The sequence below is a fragment of the Stenotrophomonas sp. 22385 genome (assembly GCF_052045085.1).
In the GTDB taxonomy this organism is placed as follows: Bacteria; Pseudomonadota; Gammaproteobacteria; order Xanthomonadales; family Xanthomonadaceae; genus Stenotrophomonas.
Genome location: NZ_JBQEOG010000011.1, coordinates 37,208 through 60,518, shown reverse-complemented (window position 1 = coordinate 60,518; position 23,311 = coordinate 37,208). Strand labels below are relative to the sequence as shown.

Here is a 23,311-nt window from a genome sequence, read left to right as displayed (position 1 = left end):
TTTTCATTACGCTGCGGCGGCTGCCTTGACTGCGCTGGACAGACTGTCCAGCGTCGCCTGCATCAGCTCGGCCGTATCGGCCTCGACGGTGACGCGCACCACCGGCTCGGTGCCGGACGGGCGCAGGAACGCGCGACCGCGACCTTTGACTGCCTGCTGCGCAGCGGCCAGCGCCGTCTGCACGCCTTCGGACTGCACGATCGCTTTGGCTGAAACATCCCCCAGGCGCACGTTGACCGTCTTCTGCGGCACCCGGGTCAGCCCGACCAGCGATCCGCGCAGGCTCTTGCCTTCGCGACGCAGCACTTCCAGCACCTGCAGCGCACTGATGATGGCGTCGCCCGTGGTGGCGCGATCCAGGCACAACAGGTGCCCCGACGCTTCACCACCGAGCACCCCGCCACCTTCCACCAGCGCCTGGTGCACGTAGCGGTCGCCCACGTTGCTGCGCTGGAACGGCAGCCCCAGGCGCTCCAGCGCCTGCTCCAGGCCGAAGTTGGTCATCAGCGTGCCGACCACCGGACCGCGCAGGCGCCCACTGCGCTGCCACGACGGGGCCAGCACATACAGAAGGTCATCGCCATCGACCGGGTTGCCCTGGTCATCGGCCATCAGCACGCGGTCACCATCGCCATCGAACGCGATGCCCAGGTCCGCGCCCACCTCGCGCACCTTGGCCGCCAGGTTGTCGATGTGCATGGACCCGACGCCATCGTTGATGTTGACCCCGTTCGGCTCGGCACCGATGGCCACCACCTCCGCCCCCATCTCGCGGAACAGCAGCGGGGCGATGTGGTACGTGGCGCCGTGCGCGCAGTCCAGCACGATCTTCAATCCGCGCAGGTCGAACCCGCGCGGCACGCTGGCCTTGCAGAACTCGATGTAACGGCCCACCGCATCGCGGCCGCGCGCCGCCTTGCCCAACCGATCCGAATCGGCCGTGGTGAAGTCGGTATCCAGCGCCGCTTCCAGCGCCAGCTCCGTGGCATCGTCGAGCTTCTCGCCATCGGCAGAGAAGAACTTGATGCCATTGTCGTAATGCGGGTTGTGCGACGCACTGATCACGATGCCGGCGTCGGCGCCCAGCGTGCGGGTCAGGAATGCGACCGCTGGCGTGGGCATCGGCCCAAGCAGCTGCACATCCGCCCCGGCGGCCACCAGCCCGGCTTCCAGCGCCGCTTCGAACATGTAGCCCGAAATGCGCGTGTCCTTGCCGATCACCACCACCGGCCGGCGGCCCGGGCCATGCCCGTTGCGCTCGGTCAGCACCCGGCCCAGCGCATTGCCCAGGCGCAGCACGAAGTCCGCCGAGATGACACCCTGCCCGACCCGGCCACGGATGCCGTCGGTGCCGAAATACTTCCGCGCGCCCATCAGGCAGCAGCGCCCGGGGCGGGCTGGCGGCCCAGCATGGCCAGCAGCTCGGATAGACGGTCCCGCATTTCCCGGCGGTCGCAGATCTGGTCGATGGCGCCGTGCTCGAGCAGGAACTCCGAGCGCTGGAAGCCTTCCGGCAGCTTCTCGCGTACGGTCTGCTCGATCACGCGCGGGCCAGCGAAGCCGATCAGCGCCTGCGGCTCGGCGATGTTGATGTCGCCCAGCATCGCGAACGACGCCGACACGCCGCCGGTGGTGGGATGGGTCAATACCGAAATGTACGGCAGCCCCGCGGCACGCAGGCGCCCCAGCGCGGCCGAAGTCTTGGCCATCTGCATCAGCGAGAACAGGCCCTCCTGCATGCGCGCGCCGCCGCTGGCGGAGAAGCACACGTAGGGCGCGCCGATTTCAAGCGCCTTTTCCGCGGCCAGCGAGAAGCGCTCGCCGACCACCGAGCCCATCGAGCCGCCCATGAAGGCGAAGTCGAAGGCCGAGGCCACCAGCGGGCGGCCCTTGAGCAGGCCCTGCATGGCAATCAGCGCGTCGTACTCGCCGGTGTTCTTCTGCGAGGCCTTGATGCGCTCGCCGTACTTTTTCTGGTCCTTGAACTTGAGCAGGTCGGTCGGCCCCAGGCGCGCGGCGATTTCCGTGGTGCTGTCGGCGTCGAACAACGACGCCAGGCGCGCCCGCGCGCGGATGGCCATGTGGTGGCCACACTTGGGGCAGACTTCCAGGTTTTCTTCCAGCTCAGGACCGTAAAGCGCGCTGCCGCAGCTGCTGCACTTTTCCCACAGGCCCTCGGGGACACTGCGCTTCTTGCTGGGGACGTTGTCGGTGCGGATGCCCGACGGCATCAACTTGCTGAGCCAACTCATGCGGGATGACACTTCCGTTCAGGGCGGCCCGTGGGCCGCAAAGGCCGACAGTCTAGCTCACCCGTTCCACGGCCGGGACCCCCCACCCCGCCGCGTAAATCCGGCGTGAAAACCATGCTGGGCCGTACGTTCCGGGCGATGGCGGGGTTGGTCGTGCGGCCCGGCACGACCAACGGTCGCGTCCTACCGGTAGCGCACGACCGTTGGTCGTGCGGCGGCCGGGTCAGCAAATTCCATCCAGCGCTTCGCGCAGCGGCTGCAGAAAACTGCGCGCCACGCGCGCGGCCGTGGTGGCATCGTCCGCCTCGGCCAACGCCGCGACCAGCGCACTGCCGACCACCACCCCATCGGCTTCCGCTGCCATGGCGGCGGCGCTCTGCGCGTCCTTGATGCCGAACCCGGCCACTACCGGCGCGGTCGAGCGGCTGCGCAGGTCGCGCAGGCGTGCGCCGGCAGCGCTGCTGTCGAGCCGCTCGGACGCGCCGGTGACACCGGCAAAGCTCACGTAATAGAGGTAGCCCCTGGCCATCGACGCAAGCAGGTCCAACCGATCGTCAGCGGTGGTCGGCGACGCGAGCAGGATCAGCGCCAGCCCGGCCGCGTTGAAGATCTCCAGGGTTTCGGCAGCCTCTTCCGGCGGCAGGTCCACCAGCAGCACGCCATCCACCCCTGCAGCGATCGCGGCCTCGGCAAACCGCGCCGTACCATGGATCTCCACCGGGTTCAGGTACCCCATCAGCACCACCGGGGTGGTGGTGTCGTCACGGCGGAAGGCCTGTACTGTTTCCAGTACGTAGCGCAGGCCGGCCCCGCGCGCCAGCGCGCGTTCGGAGCTGCGCTGGATGGTCGGGCCATCGGCCATCGGGTCGGAAAACGGCACCCCGAGCTCGATCACGTCGGCACCGGCGGCCGCCAGCGCGTGCATCACCGGCACGGTTGCATCCAGGCCCGGATCGCCGGCGGTGATGAACGGAATCAGCGCCTTGCGGTGGCTGGCACGCAGGCGGGCGAAACAGGTATCGATACGGGCAACAGGCATCTCAGGCACATCCTTCTTTCAATTCAACGGCGCCACTGGCGCCCCAGTACAGCTTCGATATCGCTCCGTCGAAGATCTCCAGCCGGATGGCCAGATCCGAACCGGGGTCCTGCCAGGTCAGGTACGCACCCACCTCCGGGTCATCGGCATGCGGCGAGCGGCTGATGCCCGGGGGCAGGCGCTTGAGCGCTTCGTCCAGCGACATGCCCAGGCGCACGCCGAACGGCCCCGGCTGGACAATCGCCTCGTAGGAGCCGTCGATGGTGTCCAGGTCAAAGCGCTGTACGTGGCCATCCTGGACCATCATCGACACGCCTTCGGGCAGGCTGCCGCGCTCGTAGTACTCGCATTCGCCCGGGCCCTTGCCCCCGCCGTCGCTCAGGCCAGCCGAATGCCATGTACCGTCCGCTTCGACCTCGCTGAAACGCTGGCCTACGAGTACATCACCCGCATGGTCCAGCGCGACCGAGACAATCGCGGGCGCAGTGCCACCGTCGGCGGGCACTGCGCCCTGCGGCGCATCCTCGATGGGGCGATCCGCCGCATCGTCATTACTTGCCGGCAGCCGAACGGGCGCAATGGCCATCGGCGTCGCGGCCGGGGCCAGTACCGGCGGTTCCGGCGGCTTGCAGCCGCCCAGGCCGACTACGATCAGCAGCGCACTTCCCTGGCGCAGCACCGGATTCACAGGACCAGGCCCTCACGCGCGGCGATGGTGTGCACGTCCTTGTCGCCCCGGCCGGACAGGTTGCACAGCACCAGCTTGTCGCTGGGCAGCTCGCGCGCGATCTTGATCGCCTGGGCCACCGCATGGCTGGACTCCAGCGCGGCCAGGATGCCTTCGCTGTGTGCCAGCTGGTGGAACGCGGCCAGCGCTTCGTCGTCGGTGATGCCCACGTATTCGGCCCGACCGGCATCGGCCAGGAAGGCGTGTTCCGGGCCCACGCCCGGGTAATCCAGCCCGGCCGAGACCGAGTGGGTTTCGATGATCTGGCCGTCGTCATCGCAGATCACATAGGTCCGGTTGCCGTGCAGCACGCCGGGGCGCCCCGCAGCGATCGAGGCCGCGTGGCGCCCGGTCTCGATGCCGTCACCGGCCGCTTCGGCGCCGACGATGCGCACGTCACGATCGTTGAGGAAGGCATGGAACAGGCCGATGGCATTGCTGCCGCCGCCGACGCAGGCAGTGATCGCATCGGGCAGGCGGCCGTAATCGGTGAGCATCTGTGCGCGGGCTTCACGGCCGACGATGGCGTTGAAGTCGCGCACCATGCGCGGGTACGGGTCCGGGCCGGCCACGGTGCCGATGATGTAGAAGGTGTCGCGTACGTTGGTGACCCAGTCGCGCATGGCTTCGTTGAGCGCGTCCTTGAGCGTGGCCGAGCCGGAGGTGACCGGGACCACGGTCGCGCCGAGCAGTTTCATGCGGTACACGTTGATCTTCTGCCGCTCGATGTCGGTGGCGCCCATGTACACCACGCATTCCAACCCCAGCCGTGCCGCCACGGTGGCGCTGGCCACGCCGTGCTGGCCGGCCCCGGTCTCGGCGATGATGCGCTTCTTGCCCATCCGCGCCGCCAGCAGGGCCTGGCCGATGGTGTTGTTGATCTTGTGCGCGCCGGTGTGGTTCAGGTCTTCGCGCTTGAGCAGGATCTGCGCGCCGCCGACCTGCCGGCTCAGTCGCTCGGCGTGGTAGATCGGGCTGGGCCGGCCCACGTAGTGGGTGAGGTCCTTGTCGTAGGCGGCGATGAATGCGGGGTCACGGCGCGCTTCGTCATAGGCCGCCGCCAGCTCCTGCAGTGGCCCGATGAGCGTTTCGGCAACGAAACTGCCGCCATAGCGGCCGAAATGGCCGTTGGCGTCGGGATAGGCGTGGAAATCGGTGATGGGCGGAACGGGCAATACGGACATGACGCGACAGCCGTTGGAGACAGGCTGACAATTTAGCGCACATGTGATGACCGGAATATCGATATTATCTGCACGTACACGTCAGGAAAACTCACATGAGCCAGACGCCACTGCCGCCCCTCAACGCGCTGCGCAGCTTTGAAGCCACCGCCCGGCTGGGCGGCGTGGCACGCGCCGCAGAAGCGCTGCATGTCACCCACGGGGCGATCAGCCGCCAGCTGCGGCTGCTCGAGGAGCACCTGGGGCTGGCGTTGTTCGAGCGCGCCGGGCGTGGGTTGCGCCTGACCGCCGCCGGCCAGGCGCTGCAGGTTGCCTGCGCCGGGGCGTTCACCCAGATCCGCGAGGCGGTAGACACCCTGCAGCGCCGGCAGCGGCCGGAGGCGCTGGTGCTCGGTTGCAGCGGCAGCATCCTGGCGCGTTGGATGATTCCACGCCTGCCCGCCCTGCAGGCCGACCTGCCGCAGGTGCCGCTGCACTGGTCGGCGCAGGACGGCAGCTTCACCGAACAGCAGCAGGCGCTGGATGCGGTGCTGCTGCTGGCGCAGCCGCCGTGGCCGCGTGGCTGGCAGGTGCGCGAACTGGCCCCGGAACGGGTTGGCGTGGTGGTCAGCCCACAGCATCCGGCTGCGGCGCGCCTGCGCCAGCAGCCCCCGCAGGCGCTGCTGCGCGAACCGCTGCTGCACACCACCTCGCGCCCGCAGGCGTGGCCGGACTGGGCGTTGTCGCATCATCTGGATCCGGCGCAGCTGCGGCTGGGCACCGCATTCGACCACCTCTACTATCTGCTGGAAGCGGCCGTGGCCGGACTGGGCGTGGCGATCGCGCCGGAGCCGCTGGTGGCCGATGAGCTGGCGGCGGGGCGCCTGCTGGCGCCGTGGGGATTTGCTGCGACCGGCGGGTTCTGGGTGCTGGCCACGCCAGAGGGCGCGCAGGATGCGCGGATAGAATCCCTTTCGGAATGGCTGACCGAACAGCTGCGGTAGTGTCGCACCCCAGTCGACCGCCGATAGCGGTGATCAGTGCTTTGGGGCATGGACGTCGGCCCGGCACGCGCCTTCGCTCAGTTGCAATGCCTTCCCGGGCGATGACGGTGCATCGGCAGTCGACTGGGGTGCGACCCTACCGGCGTGTTCGCAACACCGGCGTGTTCGCGACCGTGTTCGGCGCTAATCGGCTTCGTGACAGTCCGCGCGGCGGACTTCTTCGACGAACTTGCGCATCTTGTAGCCGTCCTTGATGCCCGGCTCGGTTTCGATGCCGCTGGAGACGTCCACACCCCACGGCAGGGTGGCGACGATGGCGTCGAACACGTTGTCCGGGGTAATGCCCCCGGCCAGCAGGAACGGCCGGTGCAGGCCGGTCGGCAGACGGGTCCAGTCGAACGCCACGCCGGTGCCACCACCGCCGCCCGGGGCGTGGCTGTCGAACAGAAAGCCGGCCGCGCTCGGGTAGCGCAGCTGCAGCTGGCGCGCATTGACCTCTTCGCGGCCGCCCATGGCCACCGCCTTCAGATAGGGCATGTTGAAGCTGCGGCAGAAGGATTCGTCTTCGTCGCCATGGAACTGCAGCAGGGTCGGTCGCACCGTGCGCAACACCTCACGCACCTCCTCCTTGCTGTTGTCGCGGAACAGCGCGACCACGTCGACCATCGGCGCGATTGCCTGGCGCATGGCACGGGCTTCGGCCGGCGCCACCCGGCGCCGGCTTTCACGGGCGAAGATGAACCCGACTGCATCCACGCCCAGTTCGCCGGCCAGGCGCACGTCGCCGGCCCGTGTCATGCCGCAGAACTTGATGCGGGTGCGGTAAAAGGAGCGGCTCATAGGGTGACCTCGGCGGGCAGGTGCCAGTTGTCGGGGTACAACGGGCCAATGAATACAAGGCCCTGGGGCGGTGCGGTCGGGCCGGCCACAGTGCGGTCCTGGCCGGCGAGCAGCTCGGCCATCCACGACACCGGCTTTTCCCCACAGCCAATCAGGATCAATGAGCCGACGATATTGCGCACCATGTGATGAAGGAATGCATTGGCCTGAACGCAGACCTCCACGATCTCATCCTGTCGGGTCACGCTGATTGCCTGCAGGTCGCGCCGGGCATGCAGGGCCTCGCACTGGACACTGCGGAACGCGCTGAAGTCGTTCTCGCCGAGCAGGGCCTGCCCCGCCTCGTGCATCAGGCCGGCATCGAGCGGCCGCCGCTCCCAGCTCAGGGTCTGGCGGTACAGCGCCGGGCGGATCTGCCGGTTGAGCAGCCGATACCGGTAACGCCGGGCCCGCGCCGAAAACCGCGCGTGGAAATCATCCGCCACCGGCACGCACCAGCGCACCGCGATGGAGCGTGGCAGCCGGGTGGTGGTGCCCAGGGTCCAGCCGCGCGGGTCGCGCACCACGTCGGTGTCGAAGTGCACCACCTGGCATTCGCCATGCACGCCAGCATCGGTGCGCCCGGCGCAGACCACCTGGATCGGCGCATCGGCCACCGACGACAGCGCGTCCTGCAGGCTGGCCTGCACGCTGGGGCAGCCGCTCTCGCCGAGCTGCTGCCAGCCTTTGTACTCGCTGCCGTCGTATTCCACGCCCAATGCGTAACGCATGTTCAGAACTTCGCCTCGATTGCAGAAGGGCGGCCGACGCCGATCATCCGAGCCGCGACAGCAGCTCGTGCGCCTGCTGCTGGCTGTGCGGGTCGCCTGCCTGGGCAACCTCCAGCAGCAGGATGCGGGCGGTTTCGGCATCGCCCAGGTCGAGATAGGCGATCGCCAGTTCAAGGCGGTCGCGCCCGGGGGCACCGAGCGGGGCGGTGTCGTGGATCGGCGCGGCGACCTGCTCAGCTGCTGCCCCCGTCTCCTCCGGGAATTCGAACACGCCGCGATAGCTCGGCTGGGCCGCGGCGTCACGCGCATGCGGCGGAACCACGTCATCGGCAGGCGCGGCGGGTACCGGCACCGGGTTGGCAACCACCGGCACGGCGTCATGCACCACGTGGCCCGGTTCCGGTTCCAGGGTGAATGCCGGCTCGCGGCGGCCCCCGTCCAGCACCCCCGGCTCGGCCAGGACGTAATCCGGCGCGTCGCGCAGGTCCGGCCCGTCGGCCGACGCGTCCTGCTGGGCCGCCAGTTCGTCCACGTAATCGGCGGCGGGAACGGCAGCGGCCAGGCTGGCCGCGTCCAGTCCCTCGCGGCGCAACGGCGGCAACGGCGAAGGTTTGCGCCGACGCGCCACCGCCCAGCCGGCCACCACCAGCAGCAGTACAGCCAGGCCCAGCCAGGCCCAGCCACCACTGCCCGTTTCGCGCGTGGCCGGGGCCTCGCTCAGGCGCTGCTGCGCAGCGGCAAGGTCGGTGTCTTTCATGGCAATCAGCGATGCCTGCTGCTGCTTGAGCTTTTCCAGCTCAGCCACGCGGTTGCGCAGTTCCTGGATCTCCGCATCGCGGGTGGCCACGTCTTCCTTGGCCTGCCGCAGTTGTTCGTTGCCCAGCATGTCACCCTCGCTGCCGGCAGCGGTGCCGGTGGTTGTACCTGCATTGTTGTCGGTTGCGGCGACCGCCGGAGCGATTTCCAGACGTCCACCCGCAGCGGCTGCGGGGGCGACCGAAGCAGACGCAGCCGGGGCTGCAGGCGTGGCCGCAACGCCACTGGCGGCCGGCTGCGGAATGGCCGAGCGCGACTGCCGCCACTGCGCCGCGTGCTCGCGGACCATCGCGGCCGCCTGGGCGGCATCGACCGGCGCTTCGGTACCTGGACTGCGCAGCACCGCGCCCTGCTTGAGCAGGTTCACGTTGCCACGGATGAAGGCTTCGGGATTGGCACGCAACAACGCGATCATCGCCTGGTCGCGATTGATGCCCTGCTCGCGGGCAACGGCACCGGCAATCTGCGACAGGGTCTGGCCACGCTGCACGGTGATGCTGCCGTCAGCACTGACGGTCGGCGCGGGCGCGCTGGCGGCCCGCGAGGACGGCGCGGCACTGCGTGCCGGCACCGGACTGGTCCGCGACGGCGCGGGCTCGGCAGCGGCCACCGGTGCCTGCACGGGTGCGGCCTCGGGTTCGCGCACGATGGCGTTGGACATTGCACCGGCCGGCGCGACGATCTCCGGCTCGGCCACGGCCAGCGCACTGTCCGGCGCATCGACCAGCGCCGAATACTCACGGACCAGGCGGCCCTGCCCCCAGTCGGCTTCAATCAGAAAGTTCAGCGACGGCGTGGTCACCGGCGCCTGCGAGCTCACCCGCACCACGGCACGGCCATTGGCATCGCGGGTCAGCTCGAACTGCAGCTCGCTGACCAGCCCGGTCGGCCGTTCCAGCCCGACGCGCGCAAAGGTCACCGGCGAGGCCAGCGCCACGCGCAGGTTTTCAAGCTCGGCCGGGTCGGCGGAAATGACCGGGATTTCCGCCAGCAGGGGCTGCCCGGGCTTGGACAGCACCCGGATGTCGCCCAGCCCGAGGGCCATGGCGGAGCTGCTGGCCAGGGCCAGCAGCAGGGTCGAGACATACTTGAGCGGGCGCGATGCGCCCGGAACCCGGTTCTTCATGCGGGCAATATAGCGATTCCCGGTCAATCCAGCCACGCAGGAATGTAGCGGTCAGCCCTCAGCCGCAACCAGCTCGGCCAGCTGCACTGCATTGAGTGCTGCACCCTTGCGGATGTTGTCCGACACGATCCACAGGTTCAGACCGCGTGGGTGCGACAGGTCTTCACGGATCCGGCCGACATACACTGCATCGGTGCCCGATGCGTGGGTAACCGGGGTCGGGTAACCGCCGGCTTCGTGCTTGTCGACCACTTCCACGCCCGGCGAACGCGACAGCAGCTCGCGCGCCGCATCCGGGGTCACCTTGTCGCGGGTTTCGATGGTGACCGCTTCGGAATGCCCGTAGAACACCGGCACGCGCACCGCCGTCGGGTTCACCAGGATGCTGTCATCGCCGAGGATCTTGCGGGTTTCCCAGACCAGCTTCATCTCTTCCTTGGTGAAGCCATTGTCCTGGAAGTCGTCGATGTGCGGGATCAGGTTGAACGCGATCTGCACCGGGAAGCGCTGCGGGTCGATTTCCTGGAAGCTGAGCAGCTGGCCGGTCTGCTTGCCCAGTTCTTCCAGCGCCGAGCGACCACCGCCGGACACCGACTGGTAGGTGGCCACGTTGATGCGCTGGATGCCGTACTGGCGGTGCAGCGGCGCCAGCGCGACCAGCATCTGCATGGTCGAGCAGTTCGGGTTGGCGATGATGCCGCGCGGGCGGTTCTTCAGCGCCTCGGGGTTCACTTCGGACACCACCAGCGGCACGTCATCGTCGTAACGGAAGGCCGAGGAATTGTCGATCACCACCGCACCGGCGGCGGCGAACTTCGGGCCGAACTCCTTGGAGACGCTGCCACCTGCGGAGAACAGCGCGATATCCACGCCAGCCGGGTCGAACGTGGCCAGGTCCTGGACCTTGATCTTCTTGCCGTCGAACTCGATTTCGCCACCGGCCGAACGCGAGGACGCGAGCAGGCTCAGGGTGGCGATCGGGAAGTTGCGTTCGGCCAGGATGGCCAGCATGGTTTCGCCGACGGCGCCGGTGGCACCTACGACTGCGACGTGGAAGCGACGATCTTGATTGCTCATGGGAACCTCATTTGTGTACCGACCAACGGTCGGTACCTACCGTGATGTGGGGGTACCGACCAACGGTCGGTACCTACCGGAGACTTTTGGGCTCGGGGAACCTCGCGCAACAGGCGCGGAGATTCCCTATCGTTTTGCGTCGTCGATCTTTTTGGCGGCCACGGCGTCGGCGTTGATCGCGCTCGGCGGGTGGCCGGCGTTCGCGCCCAGGCCGAGCGCGGCCAGCAGGTTGTCCACGGCCAGCTGCACCATCGCGCGGCGCGTGGCCTGGCTGGCGCTGCCGATATGCGGGGTAAGCACGATGTTGTGCAGGGCCAGCAATTCGGGGCGCACGGTCGGTTCGCCTTCGAACACGTCCAGCCCGGCGGCGGCCAGCCGGCCATGGGCCAGCGCATCGGCCAGGGCCAGTTCGTCAACGATCCCGCCCCGGGCGATGTTCACCAGGGTGGCGGTGGGCTTCATCTTCGCCAGTGCGGCGGCGTCGATGATGTGGTGCGAGGACGCGCTGTAAGGCAGTACCAGCACCAGGTGGTCGGCCTGGGCCAGCAGCGTGTCCAGCTCGACGTACTGCGCGGCCACCTCGGCTTCGGTCGCTTCGGGCAGTCGCGAGCGGTTGTGGTACAGCACGCGCATGCCGAAGCCGAGCGCGCCACGGCGGGCGATGCCCTGCCCGATCCGGCCCATGCCGAGGATGCCCAGCGTGCTGCCATGGATGTCGGCACCCAGCATGGTCTGGAACGACCACTGGCCCCACTGGCCGTCGCGCAGCCAGCGTTCGGATTCGGTGATGCGGCGCGCGGTGGCCATCAGCAACGCAAACCCGAGGTCTGCGGTGGTTTCGGTCAGCACATCCGGGGTGTTGCTGGCCAGGATGCCGGCCGCGCTGAGCGCATCCACATCCAGGTTGTTGTACCCCACGCCGACGTTGGCGATCGCGCGCAGCTGCGGCGCGTTGGCGATCTCGGCCGGACCGACGCGTTCGTTGAGGGTGATCAGCGCGCCGTCGACCTGGGCCAACTGTTCAGCCAGCATCGCGGGCGTGTAACGGGTGACCTCGTGGGTCATCGCGAGCTCGACATGCTGCCCGAGCTGTTCGATGACGTCATCGAACAGCGGTTGGCTGACCCAGACCCGGGGGCGCGTCTCAGCCATCGATGGACCCGGGAATGCGTGGCGTGATCTCGCCCACGTCACCGCACTGGGCGCGGTGGCGCAGCGCCTGGTCCATCAGCACCAGCGCCATCATCGCCTCGGCGATGGGGGTGGCACGGATGCCGACGCACGGATCGTGGCGGCCGGTGGTGATCACATCGACGGCCGCACCACTGGCATCCACCGTGGCACCGGGCAAGCGCAGGCTGGAGGTGGGCTTGAGCACGATCGAGGCGGTGACCTGCTGGCCGGTGGAAATACCGCCGAGGATGCCGCCTGCATGGTTGCTGGCGAAGCCTTCGGGGGTGATCAGGTCACGGTGTTCGGTGCCCTTCTGCGCGGCGCTGGCGAAGCCGTCGCCGATCTCCACGCCCTTGACCGCGTTGATGCTCATCAGCGCCGAAGCGAGTTCGCCATCGAGCTTGCCGTAGATCGGCTCGCCCCAGCCCGGCGGCACGCCATCGGCCACCACGTTGACCCGCGCGCCGACCGAATCGCCGGACTTGCGCAGCGCGTCCATGTAGCTTTCCAGCGCGGGGACCTGTTCGGCCACCGGCCAGAAGAACGGGTTGTCTTCCACCGCCGACCAGTCATGGCCGGTCGGGGTGATCTCGCCCAGCTGCGACAGGTAACCGCGCACGGTCACCCCGAAGCGCTGCAGCAGCCACTTCTTCGCGATTACGCCGGCGGCCACGCGCATGGTGGTTTCGCGCGCGGACGAGCGGCCGCCACCGCGCGGGTCGCGGATGCCGTACTTCTGCCAGTAGCTGTAGTCGGCATGCCCCGGGCGGAACTGCAGGGCGATGGTGCTGTAATCCTTGCTGCGCTGGTCGGTGTTGCGGATCAGCAGCGCAATGGGCGTACCGGTGGTGCGGCCTTCGTACACGCCCGAAAGGATCTCGACCTCATCGGCTTCGCGCCGCGCCGAGGTGTGCCGGCTCTTGCCGGTGGCGCGACGCTGCAGGTCGTGGGCAAATTCGTCGGCACTGATCTCCAGCCCCGGCGGGCAGCCGTCGATCACGCAGCCGATCGCCGGGCCGTGCGATTCGCCGAAGGTGGTGACCGAAAGCAGCTTGCCGAAGGTATTACTGGACATGGGATACCGCAGGACGTGGGAAGGCGGCACGCAGCACGCGCGGCAGGTGGCGGACGGCAACGATGGCCGGCAGCAGGGTGAAGCTGAGGATGAAGACCGGGCGGCCCCAGCCGTCACGCCAGGCGGCTGGGTCGCTGGCGATGCTCGATGCAACGGTGGCCACCGCCACCACCAGGCCCAGCGCCAGCGCCGCGAACAGGCCGCGCGACAACAGGCGGCGGCGCTGCAGAAGCGCGCCATCCACCAGCACGGCAGCGACCACGCCCAGGCCGCCGAGCAGGCCGGCCGCACCGTAGGCGAAACCCTTGAGGTGGTACCAGAGCTGCTCGGCGGGTTCGGCGGCGTAGCGGCAATGCAGGCTGTCACCCACATGGCAGGCAACACCGCTCTGCAGGGACATCACCACAATGACGGCGGCAAACGGCAGCAGCACGGCCAACGGCCCCAGCAAAGCCAGTTCGGCCCAGCGGGTACGTACGGCGCGGGCAGGACTATCGGGCATTGGCCAGCTCGGTGATGCGGGCGCTGTGGGCGATCAGCTCGCGGCACTCGACCGCGAAGATGCCCATCTGGCCGACCTTGAATTCAACCCACGCAAAATCGACTTCCGGCAGCAGCTTGACCAGGTGCTGTTCGGATTCGCCCACTTCGCAGATCAGCAGGCCGTCTTCGCTCAGGTGCAGCGGGGCGTCGCGCAGGATCTTCAGCACCAGGTCCAGGCCGTCATCGCCGGCACGCAGGCCCATTTCCGGCTCGTACGAGTATTCCTTCGGCAGTGCGTCGGTTTCGTCGTTGGTGACGTACGGCGGGTTGGTCACGATCAGGTCGTAGTGGCGGCCCGTGAGGCCGTTGAACAGGTCCGACTTGAGCAGGGTGACATTGTGCGCCTGCAGGCGCTCCTTGTTCTCTTCGGCCAACGACAGGGCCTCATCGCTGAGGTCAACGCCGTCCACTTCCCAGTTCGGATAGTAGTGACCCATCGCAATGGCGATGCAGCCCGAGCCGGTGCACAGGTCGAGCGCGCGGTGCACGTCACGGCCGGCCAGCCACGGCTCGAAGCCGGTTTCGATCAGTTCGGCGATCGGCGAACGCGGCACCAGGGCACGGCGGTCGCTCTTGAAGCTCAGCCCGGCAAACCACGCTTCGCCGGTGAGGTAGGCGGCAGGCAGGCGCTCGTCGATGCGGCGCTCGAACAGGGCCAGCACCTCGGCCTTCTCCGGGGTGGTCACCCGGGCCGCGCCATAGGCCGGGCCCAGGTCGTGCGGCAGGTGCAGCGCGTGCAGGACCAGCTGGGTGGCCTCGTCCAGGGCGTTGTCGTAGCTGTGCCCGAAGGTCAGCCCGGCGGCGTTGAAACGGCTGGTGCCGTAGCGGATCAGGTCGATGATCGTGTGGAGTTCGGCGGCCGTTTCGGCAGTCATGGCAAGGCAACAGACAAAGTGGCCCCAGATTATAGGCGCTGCGGCGCAGCACGGCATCCGTTGCACCCGAAACGGAAACCGCCGCCCCCCATCCCCTATCATGGAGTCCCCTTCGGGTACGGGCCTTTCATGTTCAATCGCAATGTCGGCATCATCCTGCTCATCGCGCTGGCCGCTGGGCTCGGCCTGGTCGTTGCCCAGAAGGTGTTCGCGCCCTCGCCGGCCGGCAACCGCCCGGCCACCGAATCGATCACGTTCTATCCGCAGCCGCGCGCGCTGCCGGACTTCAACCTTGGCCAGTCCGACGGCACCCGGCTGATTCCCGGCGAGCTCAAGGGCCACTGGACCCTGGTGTTCCTGGGCTTCCTGTCCTGCCCCGACATCTGCCCGACCACGCTGGCCGACCTGGCCCAGGCCCAGAAACAGTGGGAAACCCTGCCCGAGAGCCTGCGCCCGCGGCTGGTGTTCGTCTCGGTGGACCCCGAGCGCGACACGCCGGCGCGGCTGGGCGAATACGTGCATGCCTTCCACAAGGACACCCTGGCCGCCACCGCCGACGTGCCCTCGCTGGAGCGCTTCGCCACCGCGCTGGGCTTCGTGTTCCAGAAGGTGCCGGGCAAGGACTTCGATGAGAACCCCCAGGATTACACCCTGGAACACTCGGCCAGCCTGGCCGTGCTGGACCCGGACGGCAAGCTGGCCGGCCTGATCCGCCCCCCTTTCAACCCGCAGGCCATTGCCCGCGACCTGAACCTGTTGACCGAGAAATCCGCCCCATGAGCCTGACGACCACGCTGAGCTACGCCCTGCCCCACCGCCTGCTGTCGTCGATGGCGCGGCGCCTGGCGTATTCCAGCAACCCGCGGATCTCGCGCTGGCTGATCGACACGGTGACCGAGAAATTCGGGGTGAACCTGGCCGAGGCCGCCAACCCGGACCCGCGCAGCTACACCACCTTCAACCAGTTCTTCACCCGCGCGTTGAAGCCCGGCGCGCGCGTGCCCGACGCTGGTGCCCGCACCCTGGTAATGCCGGCCGACGGCCGGATCAGCCAGCTGGGCGCCATTGAGGACGGCCGCATCTTCCAGGCCAAGGGCCAGTCGTTCACTGCCGCCGAGCTGTTGGGCGATGCGTCCGATGCCGAGGTGTTCCACCACGGCCTGTTCGCTACCGTGTACCTGTCGCCGAAGGACTACCACCGCGTGCACATGCCGTGGACCGGCACCCTGCGCGAAACCGTGCACGTGCCCGGCCGTCTGTTCAGCGTGGGTCCGGCGGCAGTGAACAAGGTCCCGGGTCTGTTCGCCCGCAACGAGCGGCTGGTCTGCCACTTCGATACCGACTTCGGCCCGATGGTGCAGGTGATGGTAGGCGCGCTGCTGGTGTCGGGCGTGGAAACCGTGTGGGGCGGCGAAGAGATTCCAGCCTATGGCGACACCATCACCCGCAAGGATTACCGCGGCAAGGGCATCACCCTGGAGCGTTTCGCCGAAATGGCACGCTTCAATTACGGCTCGACGGTGATCGTGCTGCTGCCGCCGGGCGTGGCCGATTTCGCCCCGCACCTGGACGCCGAACATGCCGTCCAGCTCGGCCAGGCATTGGCCACCCTTCGTTGAAGAGCGGACACGCATGGCGTGTCAAAGCCATGAGCCTGCGCACGTAAAGGCGCAATAAAAAAACGCCCCGCATCCACGGGGCGTTCTGTCGTCAGGCGTTGCCCGGATCATGCGCGAACTCTACGGGCCCTACATCCATCCCGTCGTAATCCTCGACCCCGTTGGCTTCGGCCAGCGCCTGGAGCTCGTGGTTGCGCTTGTCCAGCGACGCTTCGCTGTGGGTCTCCACCCGCTCTACGTGCAGGACGTGGTACGCCGCCTCGCCTTCTTCCAGCTCCGGCTCGAACACTTCGACCACGGTGTAGCCTTCCCCTTCCAGCACCCTGGCCAGCCCGTGCAGCGGCTCCGGCGTGGTGTTGACGAAGAAGTACCCCCACACCAGCGGACCGTTGAGGTCCCAGTCGGTGTTTTCCCGGATGTTGGCGAACATCTCGTTGATTGCGGTGATATCCATCAGTGTTTCCCGTAGTTATTTACCGCAGCCCTGCAGCCTGATCGACTGGCCCTGGCGCAGTGCATACGCAGGCGCCTTGAGCCCATTGGCCTTCGCCAGCTCACGCACATCGCAATCGAATTTGTCGGCGATCCGGCCCAGGGTCTCGCCCTTGCCCACCTTGTGGCTGCGCACCGGCTTGGCCTTCGGCTTGGGCGCCGGCACTGCCACCGGTGCAGCCGGCGCCGTCGCCACCGGCGTACTGGCCTGCAGGCCGGCCACCGGCACTACGCTGCCCACTGCGACGTTGCCGGTGTAGCTGGCCACGGTCGGGCGCACGATGGCCGCATTGAGATCGGCGGTGATCAACGTACGCGCCAGGTCCGCGCGCGGGCCGCTGACGCAGTAACGGTTGTACAGCCCGGCAATGCGGGTGGTGGCGTTGATGAGCGTGCCGGCCGGAATCCAGCCGTCGGCTTCATAACGCGGGTTGAGGTTGCGCAGCGCGCGCATGTAGCCGTCGCGGGTGCCGGTGCTGCCCAGGCAGATGGTCAGCTCATAGATGGTGGTGGACTTGGCCAGGCGGATCGTGGCCGGCTGCGCACTGACCTTGGGGAAGTCCACGCCGTACTGCTGGGGGTGCAGGAAGATCCACGCCGCGGCGATCACCATCGGCACGTAATCCTTGGTTTCGGCCGGGAACTGGTTGTAGACGTTGTCCACCCAGAAGCTCTGCCCCACGTTCTGTCGATACACCCGTCCGGCACGGCCTTCGCCACCGTTGTAGCCGGCCAGCGACAGTTCCACGTTGTTGTTGAGCTCGCGCATGCGCTCGTTGAGGTAGCTGGCACTGGCTTCAGCGGCGCTGCGCGCGTCGAAGCGGGTGTCGAAGCCGGTACCGTCCGGGCCCAGCCCGAAGCGACGGCCGGTGGCCGGCATGAACTGCATCAGCCCGGCGGCGCCGGCGCGCGAAGAGGCGTGCACGCGGCCGTTGGATTCCTTGGCCATGATCCCGAACAGCAGCGCCTCGGGCAGGCCGCGCTTCTCCCACTCCGGCCACATCACCGCGCGCAGGGTCTGGTAGTTCTCGTAGGTGTTCATCAACGCCGGGCGCATGTCGGTCAGCCAACGGCGGATGCCGGCCTGCACGGCCGGGTTGTATTCGACCATGTTGTCGAAGGCATGGCGCTTGTCGTTGAGCAGCGCGGCCGCGCGCGCGGCTTCGGGCACGTCGGCGGTCAGCGGGCCCACGTGGTCCGGGTCGGCTTCGAGCAGGCCGCCGTCGACGACGATCGCGTCGCTGTCATCGCCATCGCGCGCGTCAGCGTTGTTCTTGAGCAGGCGCTTGTAGGTCACCAGCAGGTTGCTGACCTGGCAGCCCTTCTGGGCCACGCAGGCGCTGATCACGTCCTCCATGTCCTCCAGCGCGGCATCGCCTTCATTCTTGCCCTTGGGGTCGGCGTTGTTGACCAGCACCAGCGCATCGGCATAGCGCTTCTCGGCCGCAGCCATGCGCTGCTCCAGGGCCTCGATCTTGACCTTGTCGCGGGCAGAGACCCGCTGGGCATGGGCCTCGGGCACGAACGACAGGAGGGAAGCGAGTGCCAACAACGGCCAACCACGGGAAAGCAGGACAGGAACGGGCATTTTTGGCACTGTGGGCGAAAGACAGGGCAGAGTAGCCGCGCCACTCGTATCGGAGCAACCCGGTCAGGTGGCCGATACCCGGCGACGTTTAGAATCCTGCCCATTCACATAGCCCGTCCACAGAGCGAGTTGACCATGGATCCGATCCTGCTCGGCAAAGGCATCACCGACGATGTCCCCGTCACCCTGCAACCGAAACTGGGCAACCGCCATGGCCTCGTGGCCGGCGCGACCGGCACGGGCAAGACCGTGACCCTGATGACCCTCGCCGAAGGCTTCTCGCGCATCGGCGTGCCGGTGTTTCTCGCCGACGTGAAGGGCGACGTCTCCGGTCTCGCCGTGCCCGGCACCGGTGTGGAGGCACTCTTGCAGCGCGCGAAGGACATCGGTATTGCCGACTACGCGCCGGCCGGCAGCCCTGCGATCTTCTGGGACCTGTACGGCAAGCTGGGTCACCCGGTGCGCACCACCGTGAGCGAAATGGGCCCGACCCTGCTGGCGCGCATCCTGGAGCTCAACGACACCCAGTCCGGGGTGCTGGATATCGTGTTCAAGCTGGCCGACGACCGCGGCCTGCTGCTGCTCGACCTGGACGACCTGCGCGCCCTGCTCGGCCTGGTGGCCGACGAACGCAAGGACATCTCCACCGAGTACGGGCTGGTCAGCGCGCAGACCGTGGCGTCCATCCAGCGCTCGCTGCTGCGGCTGTCGCAGGACGGCGGCGAATCCTTCTTTGGCGAGCCGGCGCTGGAGCTGGCGGACCTGATGCGGGTCAATCACGACGGCCGTGGCGTGATCGGCATCCTGGCAGCCGACCAGCTGGTGCTCAAGCCGCGCCTGTACTCGACCTTCCTGTTGTGGCTGCTGTCGGAGCTGTTCGAAACGCTGCCCGAGGTGGGTGACCTGGACAAGCCCAAGCTGGTCTTCATCTTCGACGAGGCGCACCTGCTGTTCGACGACGCGCCGGCCGCGCTGGTGCAGCGCATCGAGCAGGTGGTGCGGCTGATCCGCTCCAAGGGCGTGGGCGTGTACTTCTGCTCGCAGTTCCCCGACGACGTACCAGCCAACATCCTGGGCCAGCTCGGCAACCGGGTGCAGCACGCGCTGCGTGCGTTCACCCCGCGCGACCAGAAGGCGGTGAGGATCGCCGCCGAAACCTTCGTACCCAACCCGAAACTGGACGTGGCGGCAGCCCTCTCCCAGCTGGGCACCGGCGAGGCGCTGGTGTCCACGCTGCAGGACAAGGGCATTCCCTCGCCCGTGCAGCAGACCCAGATCGCCCCGCCGCGTTGCCGGATGGGCGCGATCACGGAGGCCGAACGCGCGCAGGTGCGTGCCGGCAGCCCGGTCGGCAGCCGCTACGACACCGCAGTGAACCGCGAATCGGCAGCGGAGCTGCTGGCCCAGCGCGCGGCCAAGGCGGTGGAACAGCCCGACGCGCCCAAGGCGCGTACCCGCGAGCAGGATGAGCAGCAGGAAGGCGGCTTCGGCCAGTCGATCAAGGATGCGATCTTCGGCACCCGGCGCCGCCAGGGCATGATCGAAACGATGGCCAAGCAGACCACCCGCACCGTGGGCACCAAGCTGGGCAACCAGATCGTGCGCGGCATCCTGGGCGGCATTTTCGGCGGCAAGCGCTGACGATGTCGCGTTGGCGTCCCCCTGCGGAAAAGAGCACGGCCCTGATCACCGCACAGGGCCACCAGCGCTTGAAGAGCGAGCTGGATGAGCTGTGGCGCGTGCGCCGGCCGGAAGTGGTCAAGGCGTTGGCCGCGGCCGCGGCGGAAGGCGATCGCTCGGAGAATGCCGAGTACACCTACCGAAAGAAGCAGCTGGGCGAGATTGACCGGCGCGTGCGTTACCTGACCAAACGGCTGGAGTCGCTGCGGGTGGTGGATACCGTGCCGACCGACCCGCAGGCGGTGTTTTTTGGCGCGTGGGTGGAGCTGGAGAACGTCGACAGCGGCGATGTCAGCCGGTATCGCATCGTGGGGCCGGACGAGACCGATGCGGGCGCCGGGTGGATCAGCATCGATTCGCCGTTGGCGCGCGCGTTGCTGAAGAAGCGCGTGGATGATGAGTTCGAGGTGGAGTTGCCGAGCGGGCGGACGGGGTTTGCGATCCTGGCAGTGGAGTATCCGGTCGGGTGAGACATTACGCCGTTCGTTGCAACGCGTTACCGGGCGTTGAACCACTATCGGCGGTTGTTTGGGAACCAACCCTACCAGAGCGTGCGCAGCGTGCATCGCATCGCACGCGCCGACCGGGCATGCGCGGCGCCTGTCGCATCCCACGGACCGACCGGGCATGCGCGGTAGGGTCGCATCCCAATCGACTGCAGTGAACCGCGCCGCGTTCGGTGATGGCATGAACGTCGGCGTAGAGGGCATTTGACGTTGATTGCAATGGGTTACCGGGCGGGGGCCGGATACTCCCTGCCCGCCCTTGCTGGGCGGAAATACTCCACCTGCTGGTAAAACGCCTCTCCCTGATCGCCCTGCCAGCCTGGAATGCCCATCAAGGGCAGCGGGCGCAGCTCCAAAGGATCATTGAGCACGTCGGCACGCGCGATCGCCTGCGCTACCTGCTCCAGCGCCTGCGTGTCATCCGCGCCCTGCACCACCAAACACTTCCCCACCAGCAATCGCGACGGCAGCAACGCCTGCTCCATCAACGCGTGACCGAACACGGCAGACACGGCGATGCTGCCGTTGCGCCAGTGCGTTGCGCCTTCGACAAACAGCGCACTCCAGTCGTGCCGATCCCATGCCTGCAACAACGACGCATCGCGCACCCGCACGATCACACCGGTTTCGTCGAACTGGGTCAACGCGGCCTGCGCGCGCGTGCGCTGCCCGCGCGGGTTGCGCTTGATGTCCTGGCACTGGCGTGCATTGAGCACGCCCTTCAATGCCGGGTAACGCGCCCACACCATCGCATTGAACAGGTCATGCCAGTTGCACGGGCGCGTGGCGATCTGCCCGCGTGCGATGCGCTGCTCGTAGTGCAGGCCATCGGCCAGCAGGGCATCGTTCTGTTCGACCAGCTGTTTGCCCGGCACGCGCAGGCGTTGGTCCAGCGCACCGATATCCGGCCACTCTGCAGCACCCATCAGGTCCTGGTAGGCGCCGAACGCAGCAAACAGCGGATGGGCGAAGCACGCACGATCCACGCCCGCGCGCGCCGGCGCGATGAAACGCCGGCGGCCGACCGCCCCGGGGGCGGCCGCGCCGGTCACAGCACCTTGAGGTCGAGCAGCTTCTTTGCCGCGCTCTCGTCGATCAACGCGTCGCCGTAGAGGTCGTGGTCGTCGCTCTCGGTGATTTCCACGTCCACGAACTGGCCCACGCGCAGCCTGGCTTCATCGGCGTTCTGGATATGCACCAGGCCGTCGATCTCCGGCGCATCGGCCTTGGAACGGGCCACGGCGATGCCGTCTTCGATCGCATCGACCAGGCACTGCTGCACCGTGCCGATCTTGGCTTCCAGGCGTGCAGCGGAAATTTCGGCCTGGCGGGCCATGAAGCGGGCCAGGCGCTCCTGCTTCACTTCTTCGGGCACCGCGCCGGGCAGGTCGTTGGCGGTGGCGCCGGTCACCGGCGAGTAGGCGAACGCGCCCACGCGATCCAGCTGCGCCTCATCCAGGAACGACAGCAGCTCCTCGAACTCGGCCTCGGTCTCGCCCGGGAAGCCGACGATGAAGGTCGAGCGCACGGTGATGTCCGGGCACAGCTGCCGCCAGCGCTGCACGCGCTCCAGGGTCTTGTCGACCGCCCCGGGCCGCTTCATCAGCTTGAGGATGCGCGGGCTGGCGTGCTGGAACGGAATGTCCAGGTACGGCAGGATGCGGTTCTCGGCCATCAGCGGGACCACGTCGTCCACATGCGGGTACGGGTACACGTAGTGCATGCGTGTCCAGGCATCGAGCTCGGACAAGCCTTCGCACAGCGATTTCATGCGGGTCTGGTAGGCCTTGTCGCGCCACATGCGCTCGGCGTACTTGACGTCCACGCCATAGGCCGAGGTGTCCTGCGACACCACCAGCAGTTCCTTCACGCCGCCACGCACCAGCCGCTCGGCTTCACGCAGCACCTCATCGACCGGGCGCGAGACCAGCTTGCCGCGCATCGAGGGAATGATGCAGAAGCTGCAATGGTGGTTGCAGCCTTCGGAAATCTTCAGGTAGGCGTAGTGGCGCGGGGTCAGCTTGATCCCGTAGTCCGGGACCAGGTCCACGAACGGGTCATGCTTGGGCGGCAGCGCGGCGTGCACCGCCTCCATCACGCTGGTGTAGTCCTGCGGGCCGGACACCGCCAGCACGTCCGGATACGCCTTGCGGATCTCTTCCGGGCGCTTGCCCAGGCAGCCGGTGACGATCACCTTGCCGTTGGCGTTCATCGCCTCGCCGATCGCGTCCAGCGACTCGGTCACCGCAGAATCGATGAAACCGCAGGTGTTGACCACCACCACGTCGGCCGAATCGTAGGAAGGAACGATGTCGTAACCCTCTGCCCGCAGCTGGGTGAGGATGCGCTCGGAATCGACGAGGGCCTTCGGGCAGCCAAGGCTGACGAAGCCGACTTTGGGGTTCAGCTGGGACATGGATCGCGGGACTCTGATGGCCTGGGCCCACGCCGGAATGGCGCGGGGACCTGGGGCCGGAAACGGCGGCAAGTATACCGGCGTTGGGCTGAGGGACAGAATTCCTGCGACGGGATGACAACCTGAATGCGTTATCAGGTTCTATTTCAGTCCTCGTTGGTCGGCGGCCTCACGTGATCGGGCTTCCCCACCGTCACGGAGCCGGAACCGGACCCGCCTCCGCCACCTGCAACCGGTCCACCGCCGTCGCCCCGGCCGGCCCCGGGATTTCCATTTCCGCTGCCGATGCCTCCTCCACCTGTCGAGGGCGTGGTCTCTTGCGGCCTGAAATTCTCACCAACGTAGCCTGAGACAGTCCTGCGATAGTCCACACACCCTTGCGCATTACAGACGACCAGAACGTCCCCCGTGCGCGGCACTTAGTCGGTAAGCGGGCCAATACTGAGACGCAATTGAGACTCATAGTGCAGGAGGAATGCTTTCGTCCCTACGTCCGGCGCAGGCCTGCCCAAACCGCAGTTGTTACATTC

The 23,311-nt window shown here is 67.7% G+C and carries 22 protein-coding genes; 5 read left to right on the top strand and 17 right to left on the bottom strand.

Annotated features, from left to right (window positions below; translation table 11 throughout):
• Positions 1-6: 6 nt before the first annotated feature.
• The 5 genes from glmM to trpB all read right to left on the bottom strand — a co-directional run bounded on the left by glmM (position 7) and on the right by trpB (position 5,202).
• Complete coding sequence (gene glmM, locus ACTJI4_RS17660; protein WP_440870089.1) at positions 7-1,374, bottom strand: phosphoglucosamine mutase; 1,368 nt, start codon at positions 1,372-1,374, stop codon at positions 7-9.
• Positions 1,374-2,252, bottom strand: coding sequence for an acetyl-CoA carboxylase, carboxyltransferase subunit beta (gene accD, locus ACTJI4_RS17655; RefSeq protein WP_392920049.1), 879 nt, complete (start codon positions 2,250-2,252; stop codon positions 1,374-1,376). The genes glmM and accD overlap by 1 nt, the downstream gene beginning before the upstream one ends.
• 223 nt (positions 2,253-2,475) lie before the next feature.
• Positions 2,476-3,291, bottom strand: a complete 816-nt coding sequence (trpA, locus tag ACTJI4_RS17650) for a tryptophan synthase subunit alpha (RefSeq protein WP_440870088.1) — start codon at positions 3,289-3,291, stop codon at positions 2,476-2,478.
• 1 nt (position 3,292) lies between these two features.
• Positions 3,293-3,979 carry a hypothetical protein gene (locus ACTJI4_RS17645; protein ID WP_392920055.1) on the bottom strand — a complete coding sequence of 229 codons (687 nt, stop codon included), beginning with the start codon at positions 3,977-3,979 and terminating at the stop codon, positions 3,293-3,295.
• Positions 3,976-5,202 (bottom strand): tryptophan synthase subunit beta, encoded by a 1,227-nt coding sequence (trpB, locus tag ACTJI4_RS17640; RefSeq protein WP_440870087.1) that lies wholly within the window; start codon positions 5,200-5,202, stop codon positions 3,976-3,978. Before trpB ends, ACTJI4_RS17645 begins: the two co-directional genes overlap by 4 nt.
• A gap of 95 nt (positions 5,203-5,297) precedes the next feature.
• Between trpB and ACTJI4_RS17635 the strand changes: the two genes are divergently transcribed.
• Entirely contained in the window at positions 5,298-6,185 is an 888-nt protein-coding gene (locus ACTJI4_RS17635; protein WP_440870086.1) for a LysR family transcriptional regulator, read from the top strand.
• A 183-nt stretch (positions 6,186-6,368) separates the two neighbouring features.
• Here the strand turns inward: ACTJI4_RS17635 and ACTJI4_RS17630 are convergent, their stop codons facing one another.
• From ACTJI4_RS17630 to prmB, 8 genes are all read right to left on the bottom strand, one after another.
• A complete protein-coding gene (locus tag ACTJI4_RS17630) occupies positions 6,369-7,025 on the bottom strand; it encodes a phosphoribosylanthranilate isomerase (RefSeq protein ID WP_145479878.1) in 657 nt (218 codons plus the stop codon).
• Positions 7,022-7,795, bottom strand: coding sequence for a tRNA pseudouridine(38-40) synthase TruA (truA, locus tag ACTJI4_RS17625; protein WP_440870085.1), 774 nt, complete (start codon positions 7,793-7,795; stop codon positions 7,022-7,024). The genes ACTJI4_RS17630 and truA overlap by 4 nt, the downstream gene beginning before the upstream one ends.
• A 43-nt stretch (positions 7,796-7,838) precedes the next feature.
• Positions 7,839-9,737, bottom strand: a complete 1,899-nt coding sequence (locus tag ACTJI4_RS17620; protein ID WP_440870084.1) for a type IV pilus assembly protein FimV — start codon at positions 9,735-9,737, stop codon at positions 7,839-7,841.
• 51 nt (positions 9,738-9,788) lie between these two features.
• Positions 9,789-10,814, bottom strand: coding sequence for an aspartate-semialdehyde dehydrogenase (locus ACTJI4_RS17615; protein WP_392920068.1), 1,026 nt, complete (start codon positions 10,812-10,814; stop codon positions 9,789-9,791).
• 126 nt (positions 10,815-10,940) lie between these two features.
• Complete coding sequence (locus ACTJI4_RS17610; RefSeq protein ID WP_440870083.1) at positions 10,941-11,966, bottom strand: 2-hydroxyacid dehydrogenase; 1,026 nt, start codon at positions 11,964-11,966, stop codon at positions 10,941-10,943.
• Positions 11,959-13,062, bottom strand: coding sequence for a chorismate synthase (aroC, locus tag ACTJI4_RS17605; protein WP_392920074.1), 1,104 nt, complete (start codon positions 13,060-13,062; stop codon positions 11,959-11,961). Before aroC ends, ACTJI4_RS17610 begins: the two co-directional genes overlap by 8 nt.
• Positions 13,052-13,564 carry a hypothetical protein gene (locus ACTJI4_RS17600; protein ID WP_440870082.1) on the bottom strand — a complete coding sequence of 171 codons (513 nt, stop codon included), beginning with the start codon at positions 13,562-13,564 and terminating at the stop codon, positions 13,052-13,054. Before ACTJI4_RS17600 ends, aroC begins: the two co-directional genes overlap by 11 nt.
• Entirely contained in the window at positions 13,554-14,480 is a 927-nt protein-coding gene (prmB, locus tag ACTJI4_RS17595) for a 50S ribosomal protein L3 N(5)-glutamine methyltransferase (protein WP_440870081.1), read from the bottom strand. Before prmB ends, ACTJI4_RS17600 begins: the two co-directional genes overlap by 11 nt.
• Before the next feature lie 129 nt (positions 14,481-14,609).
• Here prmB and ACTJI4_RS17590 point away from each other — a divergent pair, with 129 nt between their 5' ends.
• The gene (locus ACTJI4_RS17590; protein ID WP_392920084.1) at positions 14,610-15,260 is read left to right on the top strand and encodes an SCO family protein; all 651 of its coding nucleotides are present in this window, start codon (positions 14,610-14,612) and stop codon (positions 15,258-15,260) included.
• A complete protein-coding gene (asd, locus tag ACTJI4_RS17585) occupies positions 15,257-16,099 on the top strand; it encodes an archaetidylserine decarboxylase (protein ID WP_440870080.1) in 843 nt (280 codons plus the stop codon). The genes ACTJI4_RS17590 and asd overlap by 4 nt, the downstream gene beginning before the upstream one ends.
• Positions 16,100-16,190: 91 nt before the next feature.
• Here asd and ACTJI4_RS17580 read toward each other — a convergent pair whose 3' ends face one another.
• Together ACTJI4_RS17580 and ACTJI4_RS17575 are read right to left on the bottom strand one after the other, a co-directional pair.
• Positions 16,191-16,553, bottom strand: a complete 363-nt coding sequence (locus ACTJI4_RS17580) for a ribonuclease E inhibitor RraB (protein ID WP_392920089.1) — start codon at positions 16,551-16,553, stop codon at positions 16,191-16,193.
• Between the two features lie 15 nt (positions 16,554-16,568).
• Positions 16,569-18,179: a transglycosylase SLT domain-containing protein gene (locus ACTJI4_RS17575; RefSeq protein ID WP_392920092.1), complete on the bottom strand. Its 1,611-nt coding sequence runs from the start codon at positions 18,177-18,179 to the stop codon at positions 16,569-16,571.
• A 135-nt stretch (positions 18,180-18,314) separates the two neighbouring features.
• On the opposite strand from ACTJI4_RS17575, the gene ACTJI4_RS17570 reads away from it, so the two are divergent.
• Positions 18,315-19,820 (top strand): helicase HerA-like domain-containing protein, encoded by a 1,506-nt coding sequence (locus ACTJI4_RS17570; protein WP_440870079.1) that lies wholly within the window; start codon positions 18,315-18,317, stop codon positions 19,818-19,820.
• A gap of 2 nt (positions 19,821-19,822) precedes the next feature.
• A complete protein-coding gene (gene greB / locus ACTJI4_RS17565) occupies positions 19,823-20,329 on the top strand; it encodes a transcription elongation factor GreB (protein ID WP_184126510.1) in 507 nt (168 codons plus the stop codon).
• 260 nt (positions 20,330-20,589) lie between these two features.
• On the opposite strand, the gene ACTJI4_RS17560 is transcribed toward greB, so the two are convergent.
• Both ACTJI4_RS17560 and rimO read right to left on the bottom strand, forming a co-directional pair.
• Positions 20,590-21,417: a DUF3025 domain-containing protein gene (locus ACTJI4_RS17560; protein WP_440870078.1), complete on the bottom strand. Its 828-nt coding sequence runs from the start codon at positions 21,415-21,417 to the stop codon at positions 20,590-20,592.
• Positions 21,414-22,781, bottom strand: coding sequence for a 30S ribosomal protein S12 methylthiotransferase RimO (gene rimO, locus ACTJI4_RS17555; protein WP_392920100.1), 1,368 nt, complete (start codon positions 22,779-22,781; stop codon positions 21,414-21,416). The genes ACTJI4_RS17560 and rimO overlap by 4 nt, the downstream gene beginning before the upstream one ends.
• Positions 22,782-23,311 lie beyond the last annotated feature (530 nt).